Origin of the sequence: Paenibacillus sp. NPDC093718 (assembly GCF_050279985.1) — a bacterium.
Lineage (GTDB): Bacteria > Bacillota > Bacilli > Paenibacillales > Paenibacillaceae > Paenibacillus_AQ.
The window spans coordinates 233,074-250,622 of sequence record NZ_JBNNUS010000010.1; the positions used below are offsets into that span (position 1 = coordinate 233,074).

Consider the following 17,549-nt stretch of genomic DNA (forward strand, 5'->3'; position numbering starts at 1 on the left):
TCTCAGTGTAGTATTTAACTCAGGGATCGTCAAGTCTTAATATTAAGATATTTAAAATAAAAATAACAGAACTCTCTTTTTCCCTGATCAACTCCGGAAAAATGGATCTGTTATTCATTCCCTGCTATGCTGTAACCTATCCTCTTATGGTTGGCACATGAACACCATGAACGAGTCATCAACCTCTTTATGTCTTCGATATCGCCTCTTCCCGATACTCGGAGGGCGTTTTCCCTGTTATTTTTTTAAACACCTGCGTAAAATATCGAGGATCCTGATACCCTACCATTGGCGCTACCTGGTATACCTTCACATCCGTATTCAGCAGAATACTCTTGGCCTTCTCGATCCGGCATTCCGTTAAGTACTCCAGAAACGTATATCCCGTTGTTCCCTTAAACAGGGTGCAGAAATGGCTGATGCTCAAATCCGCCAGCTCCGATACCTCTTCAATGCTGAGATCCTTCTGGTAATTTTCCGCGATGTACTCCTTGGCTTTGCCCATAATGGCCTGGACATTGTCCTTGGCCTGCCCGGACCGGCTCTCGGCAATCCACTTGCTGAAATGGCTTTTCACAACGTCCATCAGCTGCTGAAGGGTGCCGGATGCATGAAGCTCCTGCAGCAATTCCTCCAGCGACCACTCAAACAGCACCTTCATATGCTCAAACTGCCGATACAGCACGACGCTCATCTCCAGCAGCACCCGCTCGGTCATCTCCCTGCTGAACGCATGCTCCTCAATATAAGCCTTCGTCTCATCAAAAAGCTCCAGCAGCCGCTCCTTGTGAAGCGTGCGGATGCTTTCCACCATGAGCGACTCGAGATGCTTCGGATACTTCGCTTCGCTGGCCGTTTCCATAACGGAATCGGGCGTTCCGAGAAACACCCCCTCTTCCCCGGAATAAAACCGCTGGTATAAGGCGCGAACGGCGGTCTCGTAAGCCGTTCCCAAGCGATCAATCCCGGCCATGCTGGGACTGAAGCCGACCGAGCAGGACAGCTTCGTATTCCGCTTGATCAATTGCACCAAATCCCGGCCGATCTCCTCCTGCCGCTCCCTCGACAGGTTCGGAAACAGCAGCACCCATTCACCGCTGCGGAAAGGAAATACCGTCAGTCCGCCATGCTGCAAGGACCATTCCTCCAGGACGTTCCGTACGGCAAACAGCCACAGGCGCTTCTCGTCCATGCTCCATAACTCGTTAAGTCGCAAGTAATGATCCAACTGAATGACGGCCATCGTGTATCCATGCTCCAGCTCGCTGTCTTCCAGCCACTGCATATGCTGCAGGGGGCTTCGGTTCCCCTCGATGAATTCCGTCAGCATTCGCTCCCGGGCCAGCAGCGATAAAACCTTGATCGAGTGCAGCATTTGATCATCCGCAATCTGTTTCTCCAGGGTTCTGGCCGCCTTGGCTATCGTTTCCGTCAGCTCATCGTGATCGATCGGCTTCAGCAAGTAATCGAAAGCCCCTTCGCGCAGCGCTTCCCTTGCGTATTCGAATTCGCCGTACCCGCTAATGAAAATAATGATCCGCCGTGCCTGATCCGCCTTCAGCTCCTTCATGAGCGTAATGCCATCCATACCCGGCATGCGTATATCGCTGATGATCATATGCGGCGAAACTTCACGCGCCAGCTTGAGAGCGCTGTCCCCTGTCTTAGCCTCCCCAACGATCTCGAGATCCAGCTCATCCCAGGGGATGGCTGCCCTTAGACTGCGCAGAATGATCGGCTCATCATCGACCAGCATAACTCTGAATTTGCCTTCCGATCCGCCCATGACGTTCCCCCTGTCTCCTGTTTACTCTGCTGTCGTATTCCGCCTAAGCTTCCAATACCGCACCGAGGACTTCTGAATTTGCTCCAATGCGCCGGCAGCATCGATCCGTCCTCCAATCATATCCTCGATCACCTTAAGGAACGAACTGTTCACCTCGGGTGATAACGTGTTGTCGTAAGGCAGAAAGGTGCTCGTGGATTCCTCCATCAATTCCGTGACTTGGGCAAAAACCGGCCCGGTTTTCTTGGAATCATAATCAATCTTCATCGAAGGGACGCGCAACCCTTCATACACCAGCCGAGTCTGCACCTCCGGGGTATAGAACATGCCCAGCAGCTCCAGAGCCGATTGCTTTTTCGTTTCATCCAAGTCCGATGATAGCCCGATGCCGATTGTATATCCCCCTGCCAAGGAACGTTCTTTACCGGGAAGGAGCGACGGAAAGGGAATAACGCCGATCTCATTCTGAAAATCCGGGTAATCCTCATTCTGCAGCAGCGTAATATCCCAGCTGCCGTTCATATACATCGCTGCTTTTCCTTCCGTAAACTGGGCAATCGCTTCTTCCGTGGAAAGATCATTTGCGTTCGAACTGAACGCCCCTTCGTTGATCCACAGCTCCAAGTGCTCAAACGCCTCCAAATACGACTCTTGCACAAAGCTGACCTGATCATCTCCTTCGACCAGCCGGTCTATCAGTTCCGGCCCGGCGTAGCGATCCATGAAATAGTGGGCAAAAATTCCCGCCGGCCACCTGTCTTCGTTACCGACCGCAAAGGGGATGATATCGTTCTCCCGAAGAACACGAATAGCTTCGTCCATCTCCCCCAGCGTCTTCGGAGGCTCCAGCTTCAGCTGCCGGAATAATGCCCGGTTATAATAGATCGGCTCTGCGTGTCCCTCGAAGGGCAGGCCATAAATCCGGTCCTCGAAGGTCCAGTGGTGCAGATCCTTGAACTGCTCCTTCAATCCGGTATCCTGCAAAAAATCCGTTAAATCCATCAACCGGTTGGATCTGGCATAGGGCACGATCTCGGCTCCTCCGAACAGGACAAACATATCCGGCGGCGTGCCGGTCACCATCTCGCTCTTCAGCTTTTGTTCCCGGTGAATCGTCTGATCGATGCTCTCGAAGTTCACCTTCACGTTTGGATGCGCTTTCTCATAAGTGCGGACGATGCTCTCGAATACCGCCAGCACCGGCTTGTCATGCTCCTTGTTCCAGAAATGCCGGAACGTCAGCGTGATTTTCTCCGGCTGTTCCTCCTGGGCCGGTCCCTGATTCTGTACCGTCACCCACACGACAGACAGAGCCAACAGAGCGGCATATCCGACGATCCAGCCCCAATTCCAAAACCATCTCACCCTGCAGCCCCCCTGTCATGTCAGTATTTTCGGTATTCGGATTCGGATCAAGGAGCCGTAACCTGGGGAGGAACAGATCATCAGGCCGTAACGGCTGCCAAACCGGATCCGCAGCCTTTCATGGACATTCTTCAATCCGACCCCGTTCTCGCGATACTTCTTGAGCTGTCCCGGATCCGAATTCCACAGCTTCATCAGCGTTTCCGGATCGAAGCCCGGACCGTTGTCCTCCACGTCAATCACGATATCCTCGCCGTCCTCGGACACCCTGATGGAGATGAGTCCGCTTTCCTCCATCGGCTCGATCCCGTGATATAAAGCGTTCTCAACAATCGGCTGAACGATCAGCTTTTGCGTAACGTAGTGCCTCAGTTCATTCGGAAGCTCAATGCCATAATCGAATTTTTCCTCAAACCTGAATTTCTGTATCCGCATGTAATGCTGGACATGCTCCAGCTCCATGCTGAGGGGGATAAGCTCATGATGCTCGCTGATGCTAATGCGCAGCAGCTTTCCAAGCGAAACGACCATCTTGCTGATATCCTTATTGCCCTGAAGCACGGCCATCGAATTGATCGATTCCAGTGAATTGTAGATAAAATGCGGATTGATCTGAGCGACCAACGCCTGCAGCTCCGCTTCCTTTTTTCGTGCTTGTTCCGTCTCGACCTGTCCGATCAGCTCCTGGATCTGGGTGCTCATCCGGTTAAAGCCGTCGATTAACAGATCCGTCTCGTCTTCCGCCACGTTATGCGACGGGATCGGAACGAAGATGCCCTGCTTGACGCGCTTCATCCCGTTCACCGCGCTAATGATGCTGCGCACCATTCTGCGCACAAAAAAACGGTCGAACAGGAACGCCGACACGAGCGAGATCAATCCCAGGATCAAGGCTAGGTTGCGAATCGGGACCGATTCGGCCGAAATCAGTTTACTTGGCGTGATGGCGACCAGAAACCAATCTTTATTATGAGAAGGTGAATATGTGATCAGCGATTTTTCGCCTGCATATTGATCGATATAGTAGCCTTTTCCATTCGTCTTATAACTATCCGAGAGAAACGGGAATTCCGTCCGCTCCCCGATATGTCCGCCCGACTTGCTGAACACGATGTGCCCCAGCTGGTTGACCAGCAAAATATCTCCCTGCTTCAGCGTTGCCGCCTCCCAGAACACCTGATCGAGGAGATCCGGCTTCACGTAGATCACCACGGTTCCGATATCCTCCAGCGAGTAATAGTCCTTGATGACCCTGGATTGAATCAAAACGGGAGCGCCGTCAGCCGCAGAGCCGTTCTCGCCGGGTCCGACCCATACGGGACGCCCCTCGGCTTTCTCCACCGCTTCATACCATGCCTGCTGCCTCAGTTCCTGAAGCTCCATTCCGCCATTCGTGTTATACATCAACCGGTCATTCGAATAAAAAGCAAACGACGCAATCATCGGATGATTGATCAGATTGTTGATCTCCTGCCGCCGTTCATAGGTAACCGCGTATTCCGGCTGTTTCAGCATCTGCTGAACCGATTGCTGGGTAATCGCCGAGTTCGAAATCGTCGTGATTTCGTTCAAGGCGAACTTCAGTTTCCGATCCGTTTCCAGAAGCGAAATCCAATAGAAATCATTCGACTTCTTCTCCATCGCTTCCGAAAAGCTGTAATAGGAAACCCCGCCCAGCGCGATGACCGGAATGAAGACCAGAAGAATAATAGCCAGCAATATCTTTCGGCGGAGTTTCATGGATCCTTCCTCCCTCCACTCTACTATGTCTATTATTCTTCATGACAGGCCGCATTCCTTGTCGACTTGACCTTGCTTGTTAACTTTTTATGGCGCCTGATGTCAGTCCCGCGATGACATAGCGGCTGAACAATAGAAACACAATGAGAAGCGGCAGCGTCGCCGTGAAGGTGGCCGACATGATCATTCCGAAATCAAGGCCGTCCTTATTGGTGAACAATTGCTGCAGCGCAATTTGAATGGTGTAATTCTCCCTGTTTTTCAATACGACGAGCGGCCAGAAAAAATCGTTCCACACGTTCATGAAATTCAGAATCCCGAGCGTGGCCATTGCCGGGGTAACAACGGGAATGGCAATGTTCCAGAAGATCCGGAAATGTCCGCCGCCATCAATCCGCCCCGCTTCGATCAGCTCGGTATGAACGGCGGAAGCGATGTACTGCCGCATCCAGAAGATGCCGAAGGCATTAACCATGGCCGGCACGATCAGCGCTTTGTAGCTGTCGATCCAGTGCAGCTTGGCCATGATGACGTATTGCGGAAGCACGCCCAGCTGGGCAGGCACCAGCATCGTAGCGATTACAAAAACAAACAGCGTCTTTTTCAGAGGAAACTCATACTTGGCAAAGGCGTAACCCGCCAGCGTGCAGAGGAACACAACGGACAAGGTCACGGCAGTAGACACCACCACCGAGTTCAGCAAGGCCCTGAAAAAATCCGTTCGCTCCAGCACGCGCGCGAAGTTATCGAAAAACTGAGTGCCGGGCGTAAGCAGCGGCGGAATGTGAAATGCCGCATCCTTGTCATTCGTAGCCACGACAAACATCCAGTAGAACGGGAAGATCGAGACCAGCGCGCCAAGGATCATGAAGAGGTAGAAGAAGAATTTGGCGATAATACCGGGTTCATCCGGTTTTTTACGGCTTATGGCGACTGTGCTCATGCTTTTTTACCTCCCGTATCTTTACCTTCGCGGCCCACCATCATGTTCAATACCGAGAATAGAATAGTGGCGATAAACAAGAGCACCGCCGTTGCCGCAGCCGTACCGAAAAATCCGTTCTTAAATGCTTCATTATACAAATAGGTGACCATCGTGACCCCTTCCTGACGCGTAGAACCCGTGCCGGACTGACCGAGGAATACATAAGGCTCCGTAAACAATTGGAGCGCGCCGATCGTCGATACCAAGGTGACGAACAGAATGAATGGGCGAAGAAGCGGCAGCGTGATATAGAGCAGCTGCTGGCCACGGGTGGCGCCGTCGATTTTGGCCGCTTCATAAATATCGGTCGGAATGCTCTGCAGCCCAGACAGAAAAATAATGGCGTTATAGCCCATCCAGCGCCACATGACCATGGACGAAATTGCGATTTTGACTCCCCACCAGCCCGAGTTGAATGGTACGCTTTCCGCACCGAAGGTGTTTAGCAGCCAGTTGACCATCCCGTTGTTGCCAAACATCGTACTGAAAACGAGCGTAACGGCAACGATGGAGGTGATGTTCGGCATGAAATACAGAATGCGGAACGTGTTCTTGAATCTGTTCAAGGCCGAGTTGAGCATAACCGCAACAAATAATGCCACAATTAGCTGCGGCACGGTTCCCATCAAAGCCATAATGAGTGTGTTGCTAAACGCGATCCAGAAGGTCGGGTCGCTTGTAATAAGCTCATAGTTCTTGAAGCCGACGTATTTCATCGGTCCGAGTGCGTCCCATTTGAAGAAGGACAAATAGATGGTAAAAAGAATTGGATACAGGCCAAATATTGCGAACAATATGAAAAATGGCGATATGAACGTATAAGCCGTAAACCGGCTGCGCACGGTCTCCGTCAACAAGCGCCGCCTTTGCGGCACCGGCTTCGGCGATTCTGCCGTTGCTGTGTCTGCCATGATGCACCTCCAGGTAGGTAAGGATAAATCCGAACCCGAGCGAAGAGAGCTTTATCCCTTCTCGGGTTCGGACGGTTATTGGATATGAACGCGCTAGCGGGAATGATCCGTCTGTTTAGCTTAGCTGCGATCAACCAGCGTCTTGATTTGTTTCATTGCGCTTTCCCATTCTTTTTGCGGATCGGCTTTTTTCTCCAGCACGTTTTTGAGCGCGTTTTTGATGATCGTGTCGGTCTGGTCATGAAGCGGTCCGTAGTAAACCGGCTTGATGCGTTCCGCCGATTTGGCATACGCTTCAGATATGACCTGGCCGCCGAAGAATTCATCCTTCTCCTCCGTGAACGAAGGCTCGCTGTACACCGCCGGGATGGACGGGAACAAGCCGCTGTCCTTGAACGATTTCAGCTGATTCTCCTTGTTCAGCACCCACGAGATGAATTCGTAGGCTTCCTTCGAATGCTTGCCTTCCTTCGGCAGGGTCAGGAACGAACCGCCCCAGTTGCCTGCTCCTTCAGGAAGCTGGGCAATCTGCCATTTGCCTGCGGTGTCCTTCGCATTGCGGATCGTGCCGGCAATCCAAGCCGGGCCGAGCATGACGCCAAAGTCTCCATCATTGATCGCTTTTTGCCATTCAGGAGACCACAGAATCCAGTTGCCGATCCAGCCTTCCTGAATTCCTTTTACCGTAAAGTCGTAAGCTTTTCTCACTTGCGGGTTCGTATCTCCGATAAAGGAGCCATCCTCTTTGTTGAAGTAGATTTGATCCGGGGATTGGTCGCGTACCCCGTTATATACTAGGTCCGTCAAATCGGCGAACGGTTTTCCTGTTTTGCTTGTGAACTCCTTGGCTACGCTGGCGAATTTGTCCCATGAATCAATCGCTGCGCTAAACCCGTCCGGATCCGTCGGCAGTCCGGCTTGCTCAGCTAGATCTGTACGGTAATATACGACCGTAGGGCCGATGTCTGTTGGCAAACCGAGTTGGAAGGTGCCGTCAACCGAAGTAGCCTGCTTCCATTTCCACTCCAGGTAGTTGCCTTCTAAGTCTTTAGCGCCGAGATCGTATAGATTGTAGAATTTATCCTGATTGTTGATAAAACGCTCCATAAACGCGATTTCCAATTGGAAAATGTCAGGCGCGCCCGAGCCAGCGGACAATGCCGTCGTCAGGTTGTTGTGATGTGCGGTTTGGTCCGACGTATTCTGGAATTTGAACGTGATGTTCGGATGTTCTTTCGTGTATTCCTTCGCCAGATCTTCATAGTTGGTCGTTCCCAGCGACCAGAAGGAGAGTTCGATTTTCTCTGTGGACTCGGTTCCTTCTTTCGTATTGTCCGTCCCTTCACTGCTGCCTCCCCCCGGAGATTCAGCCGTACTGCTTCCGTTGCCGCCACCGCCTCCACATGCGGCCAGCGTGAACACCATGATGATACTCAGGAGCAGCAAGCTCCATGATTTAAACCTTTTCATTCTTCTACCCCTCTTCCATGAAACATATTTTTCCTCTTTAGTCTAATGAAAGCGGCGCCAAATTTTGAGGTGGTAAACTTTCGAATTTGAGTTGAATTTATTACGATTCAGGTTCGTTCATCCAAAAATCGCAGCACAAAAAAACCGCATATCTTATGTCGATAGCGGTTTAGATTCTTGTTACGTTGTCATATCGTCCATTTGACGATGGAACCCGCGTAGGTCATTCCCCCGCCAAACCCGTAGAGTAAGACGTGGTCTCCTGCTTTGAGCCGTCCTTCATCCACCGCCAGCTGAAGCGCAAGCGGAATGGAAGCTGCCGACGTATTCCCTCGGTACTCCACGCTGGTTAAGGTGCGGTCCATTGTAAATGGCCCCCGCTCGTTAATTGCCTCGATCATGCGAAGATTGGCGCTATGCGGGACAAACCAATCCACTTCTTCCGCGGTCATGCCCCCTTTGGACAAAAGGGCACGGACGCCGTCCGGAATGTTCCGAATGGCCCACTTATAAATCTCGCGGCCATTTTGGACAAGGCATCCGCTCTTTAATTCCGTACCGTCCATTTGCTCGGAGAGGGCGGTTTTGTACAGATGAATGCCGCCTTCGCCAAAAGTGCCCGAAACGGAAGCGATGATCCCCGCCGAAGACTCGTCTCTCTCCAATAATACGGCACCTGCGCCATCCCCAAACAATACGCATGTCGTTCGGTCGGTGTAATCCGTAATTTTCGATAATGTTTCCGCGCCGATAACCAGAATTTTTCGGTAGGCTCCTCCGGATATTAATCCGTCAGCCATCTGAAGCGCATATACAAATCCCGCACAGGCGGCATTCAGATCCAGCGCACCCGTGCTTGCGATGCCCAGCTTCGATTGCACTCGGGAAGCGGTACTGGGGAAAGAGTACTCCGGCGTGCTTGTGGCCACAAGAATCATATCAGCATCCCGCACGGTAACGCCGTATCGATCAACCATATCCTCTACAGCCTTGATGGCGAGATCCGATACGTACTCATGCGGGGCAGCAATCCGGCGTTCCCTCATGCCTGTTCGCTGCACAATCCACTCATCACTTGTTTCAACCATCTTCTCTAAATCCGCATTGGTTAGTATCCGTTCAGGAACATAGGTCCCGATTGCCGTAATTCTTGACTTTGATTGGCTCATCATTCACACCTCCAAGTTTATACCTATTATATCACCAAGTACTAGTACTTGGTACTAATTTATTTTTATATATGTTCATTACAGCCTTCACCAACTTCACCTGCATCTAAACACACAACAGCCATTCCACACAAAAAAACCTTTATCGCGAAAGCGATAAAGGTTCTCTAAGCACGACTAAAAGTATACTTCCTCACCAACCGACATGGAATAAATGTGAAGGTTGGAGTTCGGTGCTTCCTCTGTCAGGTAGGCTCGTAACCGGTCCGTTTCTCCTTTGTCTGCATGGACGAGTACGGTATGCAGTGCCGGAACGCCGGTTATCATCTGGCGCACATCCGCCAAGCCTTGGTGTACCTTATACCTGATTTTCGTGACAGAGCAGGCACCGTACGACGCCGGATGTTGAAGGAGGCGATGTCCAAAGGTCCCCTTGGAAACATGACCTGTGAGCAGAACCAGATTCCGGCTATCGCCGGACATCTGGCGATAGTACCACTGCGCAAGACTCGACTGCATCATCCCATCCGTTACGAACCATAGCGATGCCCCGTGCTTATGGAGCAAGGACTCACGTTCCGCTTCGCTAGCGGGCACCATCCAATCGTTCCGGTTCAGTAATAACTCCAGCTGATCCCTCATTTCCTGATCGGATTCCTGGCTGCGAAGCCACTCCGAACGTCCAAGCAGTCGCTTCATTCCTTCGATCAGCGGCGCTTCGATCACGATCGGCACATTTCCCCAATTCCTGTATGCCCATAGGATCATTTCCTGCCCTCGGCCGGCGGCCGGCACCGGTATCAATACCTTCCCGCCGGTTTGCAGCGTGCCCTCAATCTTTTGTTCCAATTGCTTTAGCTTATCGGCCTGTGAAGTAGCGTCCGTCCCGTAAGCCGCATCCACAATAGCCAGATCCAGCAGCATGGAAGAGGGCTTGTCTACCAGCGCTGGGCTGTCATCCTCAAGCAGCAGCGATTCCGATGTGTAGTCGCCAGAATAGAAGATTCGTTTTCCTTCAGCCTGTACCAAAAACCAAACAGCCCCCACCATATGGCCGCTTCGTCCCCACATGATCTCTACGCCCGGAAGCGCCTCAAACCATGTCAACTTCTCCGCCTCTTCCTCCAGATACCGGTAGCGGATCGCCAGCTGATCCTCCTCCATATAAGGAAGCTCTACGCCAGCCCTTGCCGTGTACTCTTTCCAGGAGGCAAAGTAGGCCGTTAACTGCGCTGCCGTCTCTCGGGTGGTCCATACCTCCCCTTGATAGCCAAGTCGGTACAGGAGCGGAATCGCCACCGAGTGGTCCTCGTGGGCATGCGACAGAAACACGGCATCCAGCTTCGGCACCTGTTCTTGCTGGATCATGGGATAGTCCCCCGATCCTTCCTTCTTGACGCCGCAATCCAGGAGCAAATGAACCTGGCTGCCGCTTAGTAAATAGGCGGAGCGGCCGTGCTCGCCTGCACCGCCCCATACCGTCAGTTTCATCATGATGCATTCCACTTTCTTTTAGAATTCATAGCTTCGACCAGCAGTAACAGCAGCACCGTCATACCGACGGAGACAGCAGCCATCGCCATCCCGAGAGATACCTGTCCCTGCTCAAACTGGGCAAAAATATACGTAGCCGATGTCTGTATCGATGGCGGCAGAATGAGCAGTGATCCGACCAGTTCCCGTGAAGCAATCGTGAAGGTCATGATCCATCCCGCCAGCATGCCGGGCATAATCAGCGGCAGCAGAATGCGCCGCAGTATAAGCAGAGGACCTCCTCCAAATACCTGCCCCGCCTGAAACAAAGTACCGTCAATCTGCGTAAAGCTGGCCTTTACATATTGCACCGTATAGGGGAGGAACAGCACGACGTACGTCAGGACCACCATCCCATAAGTATTGTAGAGCGTAACCGGCATCCATGGCGCATTCCAGAGCAGGATCAAGCCGACCACCATCACAATGCCGGGAACCGTATTCGGCAAAAGACTTAACAGATCGATGACCCGCTGCATCCGTGCCTGGGACTTGCCTATCGTCAGGGCAAAACCGGTACCGAGCAGAACGGCAACGGTAGATGCGGCAAGCGACAGGCCCAGACTGTTACCGAGCGCTTTCTGGCTGACCGATCCCCAGGACAGCAGTTCCTTGTAATGAGCAAGCGTCAGATTATCTAAGGACAATCCGGCTCCCCGGAGTTTCATCAGAGATGCCGCAATGACGGAAAAATAAGGAATGCCGACAGACAATATGAGCAGCAAACCGATGTAAAGAGCGCAGACGGCGCCTTTGCTTCCGCGCAGCGAATATCTCTTGGAGCGCTGACCTTTGCCGCCGACTAGACGGTAGGTAAATCTCCGGCTGATCGTAGACTGCATGTACCACATCACCAGACAAACCGACAGCAGGACCGATGCCAGCGAGGTCGCTTTACCAAAATCGATGGGCCAGCTTGAAATATATTTGTGGATTTCCGAGGTCATTACATAATAGCCTATGCGGCGACCGAACGTGGCCGGGGTGCCGAATTCCGCAATGGTTTTGACGAACACCAGCATCGCGCCCATGCCGTAAGAGGATAACAGCAGCGGCAGTATGATTCTTCTAAACCGGTATCCAGCGCTTGCGCCGTGAACCGCACCGGCCTCCTCCAGATTACCGCCGATCCGAATCAGAGCGTCCCGCAGCAGCAGGTAGAGAAACGGGAACAAATGCAGACTCATGATCAGCACCATACCTCCGAAGCTGAAGAAGGAATCGCTCCATCTCGCTGCTCCCGGCAGCCACTGCTGCAAATATCCGCCCTTTTGCATAAACAGAATCCAGCCCATCGAACCGATATACGGCGGGGTCATGAACGGAATCATCAAAATCACGTCTACCCACCGATGCTGTCCCAACCGGGTTTTGGCCATCATCCAGGCGAGCGGCAGCGCGAGCAGTGTCGATCCTGCTACCACGCATACCCCCAGCCAGATGGATTGCAGCAAAATGTTGGACAGCTCATGACCGGCTATCGTTCGTATCGGCGCCAGCCAATCGAAGTGCTGATTCGGGTATACACTTTGCCAGAAAATAAGCAGCAATGGCACACCGATGCTTATCATAAGAAGAAAAAGGGCGAGAATAACGCCCATTTTCCGTAAAAATCGCTGACTGTCCATGATGACAGGTCTCACTCCCGGTTCACCTCACATTGCCTTCCTGTGGTTCGCTCCTAGAGGTTGTTCAAAAAGTCCGATTTTGATCACGAAGTGAATCAAGAAGCAACTCGGCATCGAATCTTGAATTCATCCGGGCCTAAGCGGTTGCTTCCGAAGCATGTTTCCTACGGAAACATTTCAGGTGCTCACGTACAAACTACGTACGCTCCGCTCCTCACTCCCTAGCTTCATCCAACCTAAAGCGTTTTGAAAAAACGCACTTCGGAAGCATAAGCTGCGGTGCTGAAAACCGACCTTTTTGAACACGCACTCTTATGCACTTACTTGAATACTTCGGAAAAACGCGCCGCCGTCTCATCCCCATGGTCATTCATCCAAGCCCAATCCACTTTAAACACCGGAATATCCTTCAGATTGGTCCGACCTTCGGCCTCCACATCCTCACGGCCCGGAATCAGATAGGCATCCGCCACCAGTTTCTGTGCTTCGTCAGACAGCAAGTAGTCGATGAAAGCCTTGGCATTATCCACGTTCGGACTGGATTTCAAAATCGCAGCCGGTCTCGGGCTCACGACGGTTCCTTCTTCCGGGTATACAATGTCAAGCGGCTCGCCTTTGGCTTTGGCCGAATACGCCATATAATCCACGCCTGCGGCAACCAAACTCTTGGCACCGGTGATCACAGGATCCAGCGCTTCCTGATTCGCTCCTGCCATAGCCGTGCCATTGGCTTTATAATCCTCGAACAGTTTCCAGCCTGCGTCACCCTTCACACTCAAATAGCCCGTGATAAAATCCAGCGCCGATCCCGACAGCGTCGGATCCGGAATATTGACTGCATCCTTCCACTCCGGCAAGCCCAAGTCAGCCCAGCTTTGAGGCGGCGCAGAGACCAGATTGGTGTTGTATACAATCCCCAGCGCCGATGCGCTAGTGCTGAAATAGTTACCTTCCGCGTCGGACCAATCCTTATTCAGCTCGTCCGCATTCGCGGCTTCAGGATAAGGTAATGTCAGACCATCCGCCTTCAGTGCCTGTGCGGAGGGGAGTGATGCAAGAATGACAACATCCGCAACCGGATTCGATTTTTCCGCTTCCATCCGCGCCAAAATTTTGCCCGTTGTGCCTTGGAACATCTCTACCTTCACTCCGGTCTTGGCTTCAAAACCGCTCACGATATTGTCGGCAAGCTTTTGAGGGCCTGCGCTGTACAGAACGAGCTTGCCTCCGGCTTGCGCACTCCCCGATGCAGATGTCTTGCCTGTATCCTGTGCCGGCATCGTAACTGCATCCCCATTCGGGGTACTGCCGCATCCAAACAGACTTAGGCTCATGACAGATGCAAGCAGCAGCATCGCGCTTTTTTTCCGTACCTTCAATTGTCTCATTTCTCCCCAACTCCCCTTCATCTTAGCCTGCAGCAGCAGGCGTGCGTTTTGCTGTATTTTGATGCATGTCTGTATTCTTATCAGGACTTGTTCCTTCACCTATCCGCCAGACCTTATGTGGAGACACGTACAGATTTACTCGTTCACCGACAGGTACCCTCTTGTCCAAGTAAGCGGTCCACTTGTCCAAACCATCCACCTGTAAACGAAATTCGTATCGCTCGCCTACATAGTTCACGCTTAGCACCGTTGCCTGATAGCAGACATCCTCCGTGTTTGTCCTGCTCCAGGTCACATGCTCCGGTCTCACCATGGAATGGTCCACGGTCAGCCAATTGGACTTGCCGATAAACGAAGCCACAAAGGGATGACTAGGTGTTTCATATATCATCTCCGGGGTTCCACGCTGCAGGACTTCTCCCTTCCGCATGACCACAATTTCATCCGACATCGACATGGCTTCTACCTGATCGTGTGTGACATAAAGGGCAGTCAGCCCCATATCCTTCACAAGCGACATCATTTCGATCCGCATTTCCTCCCTAAGCACGGCATCCAGCGCGCTCAAAGGCTCATCGAACAGTACCAGTTCCGGACGAATGGCTACTGCTCTGGCAAATGCAACCCGCTGCTGTTGTCCACCGGACAGCTGATGCGGATATCGGTCCTCCATCCCTTCCAAGCGAACCATAGCCAGCGCTTCGGTTACTTTTTGTCTGAGATCCGCCTTAAGCTTGGCCGCTTTTAATCCGAAGGCAACGTTCTCGTATACCGTCATATGCGGCCAGAGGGCAAAATCCTGAAATACCATCCCGAAGCTGCGTTTGTGCGCCGGCACGTCAATCTTTTTGTGTACGGAGTAGATACACCGGTCTTCCGCATAGATTTCTCCTCCGTCCGGCTGTTCCAGCCCGGCGATCATCCTCAGCAGAGTCGTTTTGCCGCAGCCTGACGGCCCGAGCAATGTGGTGAATTGACCGTGACGCAGTTTTAAATCGGTGGGAAGTAACGCGGGTGTACCCTGAAATGATTTTTGAATGCCCCTGATTTCAATATCCACTATCGATCCCAACCTGTCTTCTTAAGCTATTTCCAGTGTAAGGGGTACGTTTAAGCGTTGTATTAGACTAATGTAAACTTGGAATTAACTTTTTGTTTGAATTCTGTTGATACTCATAGATTAAATCTATATAGAGAGCATTAATAAGGAATAATCAAGGGAGAGATACGAATGAATCTGATGAAGCTGCAAATTGTGGAGCTGATCGACCGCCATCATCATATGACCAACGTGGCAGAAATACTCGGCATTAAGCAGCCCACGGTTACTTTTCATATGAAGTCACTGGAAGAAGAGCTGCAAGTCCGGCTGTTCGAGTCCCGAAGCGGAAAAACATTTCTCACCGAGGCCGGACAAGCTCTGCTGCATTATGCGGTAAAAATAAACGCGCTTGCCAAAGAGTCTGAGCGGGTCGTCCGCGAATACGACAGCTTATATCGGGGAACGCTGCACATTGGAGCCAGTTATGTCCCTGCCACCTATCTGCTGCCCGCGATATTGAATACCTTTGCCCGTGAGTTTCCCGGCATACGGATCTCCTTATCCGTCAAGCCTTCACCGGTTATCCGCGACATGCTGGCGCGGCACCAGATTGATCTGGGTATTATTTCTTCTGAGCCCTTTACGGGTCCCAGTCTCGAGGCCGAGTCCTTGTGCAGGGATGATCTGACCCTAGTATGTTCGCCTGACCATCCGCTAGCCAAAACGGATTTGCTGCAGCCCGAACAGATCATTCGCACTCCCTTTGCCTTGCATGGAAGCGAATCCAGCACGAGACAGCTGACCGACCTATGGCTTGCGCAGCATGGTTTGCGTATGAGGAGTCCGGTAGAGCTGGACTCGCTGGAAGCGATCAAGCAACTTGTATTGTTGGGGGACCATATTTCCTTTATGTCGCGGATCGCGGTACAGCGGGAGCAGCAAGAAGGCCTACTGCACGTTCTGCCGATTCCCGGCCATCGGGCATCCCGGCATATATACAGCGTCCATAATCGAGACCGTCTTCCTTCCGTTCAAATTCAGCGGTTTCAAGAGGTCTTGCGTGAAGTGGGCAAACAATTGGAGCAAGTCCTGTAATAAAGGGGGCTCTGTAAGCTATGTGGATGGATTAACAAAAAATGTATGCCACTATTCAATATTTCTATACATATTTGATACAGTTGCCCTCCCCCGTTAACAGCTCACAATTATTCAGCGTTTAGAGTAAGCTGTGTACCTAAATCCAGCTTATGGGAGTGATTGTATTGAGAAAATGGAAACAGCTGACGTTGTCTTTCATGGTAGGTTTCGCGGCTCTAGGAAGTGGATTAACCGGATTCCAGACAGCGGAGGTTTCGGCCGCCGCCAACGCCGTGCCTTCGTATGAGGTAAAGCTCCTTGCCAAACCCGAAACCGTGCTGGAATCTAGCGGAAGCTTGCGGAGCGAAGTCATTCAAGCATTCGGAATAACCTCTATTCCTCAAGCGATCGGTGTAGCTTATTATGATACGGACAACCTGGAGCTGAATGCCGAAGGCTGGGACGTCCGTTTTCGCAAAAAAGAGGACAAGGATAACTACGAGCTTACCTATAAGAAACGGTATCCCATCGTGAATGGAGATATTAACGCCGCGCTCAGCTTGGCGAACCAGGAAGGCTTTGATGCTTCGGATGACAATTACGAGGCCGAGATTGATTGGGGCTACGGCAAACAAACGCTTAGCTTCTCCAACACCAAGAAAATAAGCACGAATACAATCGGCACAACACTCCCATCCGAACAAGACGCCTTGGCTTTACTGCTGGACAAACTGCCAGGAAAGCTCAAAAAATGGTCCTCCCCGAATTGGGGTGAACAAAAGCTCTCACAGTCCCGAATTCATGGACCGCTGACGTTCTACCGCTATGAAGGATCTTGGAATGGTCAGAAAATGAGCCTCGAAGTTTGGCCGATTCGCAATGCAGACGGCACAAGTACCGAGAATCTGATCGAAATCTCTTTTAAAACATCCGATGTCTCGGTTGCTTCCCAGCTCCGATCAGAGCTTATGGACACCCTCGAGTCTAACGGTTGGCTGCTTCCCATGGACGGCTTGAAGACACAACTGATCTTGGAAAGATATTAAGCTAAGAAAACATGTTAGATTAGGAAGCTTATTAAGGTAAAGAAAAGAAGGGCACCCCAGGGTACCCTTCTTCCTGATGATTCATGATTACTTTTTATGTGTAACAAAAAAGACCGCTATCGATGACTCGATAACGGTCTTTATGGTTGTTCGCTTGGCGACGTCCTACTCTCCCGGGACCCTTCGGTCCAAGTACCATCGGCGCTGGAAGGCTTAACGGTCGTGTTCGGTATGGGAACGCGTGGAACCCTTCCGCCATCGCCACCAAACGGCTTCAGATGCTTGATCACCTGAAAACTAGATACGAAACGATCTTTGCAGCACATTGAAATATTTTTGGATAAGCCCTCGACCGATTAGTATTGGTCAGCTCCATGCATTGCTGCACTTCCACCTCCAACCTATCTAC

The 17,549-nt window shown here is 51.7% G+C and carries 13 protein-coding genes and 1 rRNA gene; 2 read left to right on the forward strand and 12 right to left on the reverse strand.

The genetic code is table 11. The features are described 5' to 3' along the window. Positions 1-187: 187 nt before the first annotated feature. The 11 genes from ACQKPA_RS26400 to ACQKPA_RS26450 all read right to left on the reverse strand — a co-directional run bounded on the left by ACQKPA_RS26400 (position 188) and on the right by ACQKPA_RS26450 (position 15,035). Positions 188-1,786 carry a response regulator gene (locus ACQKPA_RS26400; RefSeq protein WP_427495450.1) on the reverse strand — a complete coding sequence of 533 codons (1,599 nt, stop codon included), beginning with the start codon at positions 1,784-1,786 and terminating at the stop codon, positions 188-190. A gap of 21 nt (positions 1,787-1,807) precedes the next feature. After that, complete coding sequence (locus ACQKPA_RS26405; protein WP_427495451.1) at positions 1,808-3,151, reverse strand: ABC transporter substrate-binding protein; 1,344 nt, start codon at positions 3,149-3,151, stop codon at positions 1,808-1,810. A gap of 15 nt (positions 3,152-3,166) precedes the next feature. Then, on the reverse strand, positions 3,167-4,891 hold the full coding sequence (locus ACQKPA_RS26410; RefSeq protein WP_304147899.1) for a sensor histidine kinase: 1,725 nt from the start codon (positions 4,889-4,891) through the stop codon (positions 3,167-3,169). 79 nt (positions 4,892-4,970) lie between these two features. Continuing rightward, a complete protein-coding gene (locus ACQKPA_RS26415; RefSeq protein ID WP_427495452.1) occupies positions 4,971-5,834 on the reverse strand; it encodes a carbohydrate ABC transporter permease in 864 nt (287 codons plus the stop codon). Then, positions 5,831-6,787: a carbohydrate ABC transporter permease gene (locus tag ACQKPA_RS26420; RefSeq protein WP_427495453.1), complete on the reverse strand. Its 957-nt coding sequence runs from the start codon at positions 6,785-6,787 to the stop codon at positions 5,831-5,833. The genes ACQKPA_RS26415 and ACQKPA_RS26420 overlap by 4 nt, the downstream gene beginning before the upstream one ends. Before the next feature lie 120 nt (positions 6,788-6,907). Further along, a complete protein-coding gene (locus ACQKPA_RS26425) occupies positions 6,908-8,257 on the reverse strand; it encodes an ABC transporter substrate-binding protein (protein ID WP_100540266.1) in 1,350 nt (449 codons plus the stop codon). Positions 8,258-8,445: 188 nt separating this feature from the next. Then, on the reverse strand, positions 8,446-9,426 hold the full coding sequence (locus ACQKPA_RS26430; RefSeq protein ID WP_427495464.1) for a ketoacyl-ACP synthase III: 981 nt from the start codon (positions 9,424-9,426) through the stop codon (positions 8,446-8,448). Positions 9,427-9,603: 177 nt separating this feature from the next. Beyond that, a complete protein-coding gene (locus tag ACQKPA_RS26435; protein ID WP_427495454.1) occupies positions 9,604-10,920 on the reverse strand; it encodes an MBL fold metallo-hydrolase in 1,317 nt (438 codons plus the stop codon). Continuing rightward, on the reverse strand, positions 10,917-12,560 hold the full coding sequence (locus ACQKPA_RS26440; protein ID WP_427495465.1) for an ABC transporter permease: 1,644 nt from the start codon (positions 12,558-12,560) through the stop codon (positions 10,917-10,919). Before ACQKPA_RS26440 ends, ACQKPA_RS26435 begins: the two co-directional genes overlap by 4 nt. A gap of 347 nt (positions 12,561-12,907) precedes the next feature. Next, positions 12,908-13,975 carry an ABC transporter substrate-binding protein gene (locus ACQKPA_RS26445; protein WP_427495455.1) on the reverse strand — a complete coding sequence of 356 codons (1,068 nt, stop codon included), beginning with the start codon at positions 13,973-13,975 and terminating at the stop codon, positions 12,908-12,910. A gap of 22 nt (positions 13,976-13,997) precedes the next feature. Then, positions 13,998-15,035, reverse strand: coding sequence for an ABC transporter ATP-binding protein (locus ACQKPA_RS26450; protein ID WP_427495456.1), 1,038 nt, complete (start codon positions 15,033-15,035; stop codon positions 13,998-14,000). A gap of 171 nt (positions 15,036-15,206) precedes the next feature. Here ACQKPA_RS26450 and ACQKPA_RS26455 point away from each other — a divergent pair, with 171 nt between their 5' ends. After that, complete coding sequence (locus ACQKPA_RS26455) at positions 15,207-16,112, forward strand: LysR family transcriptional regulator (protein ID WP_427495457.1); 906 nt, start codon at positions 15,207-15,209, stop codon at positions 16,110-16,112. A gap of 167 nt (positions 16,113-16,279) precedes the next feature. Continuing rightward, positions 16,280-17,140, forward strand: coding sequence for a hypothetical protein (locus ACQKPA_RS26460; RefSeq protein ID WP_427495458.1), 861 nt, complete (start codon positions 16,280-16,282; stop codon positions 17,138-17,140). A gap of 152 nt (positions 17,141-17,292) precedes the next feature. On the opposite strand, the gene rrf is transcribed toward ACQKPA_RS26460, so the two are convergent. Continuing rightward, positions 17,293-17,409, reverse strand: a 5S ribosomal RNA gene (gene rrf / locus ACQKPA_RS26465). Between the last annotated feature and the right edge of the window lie 140 nt (positions 17,410-17,549).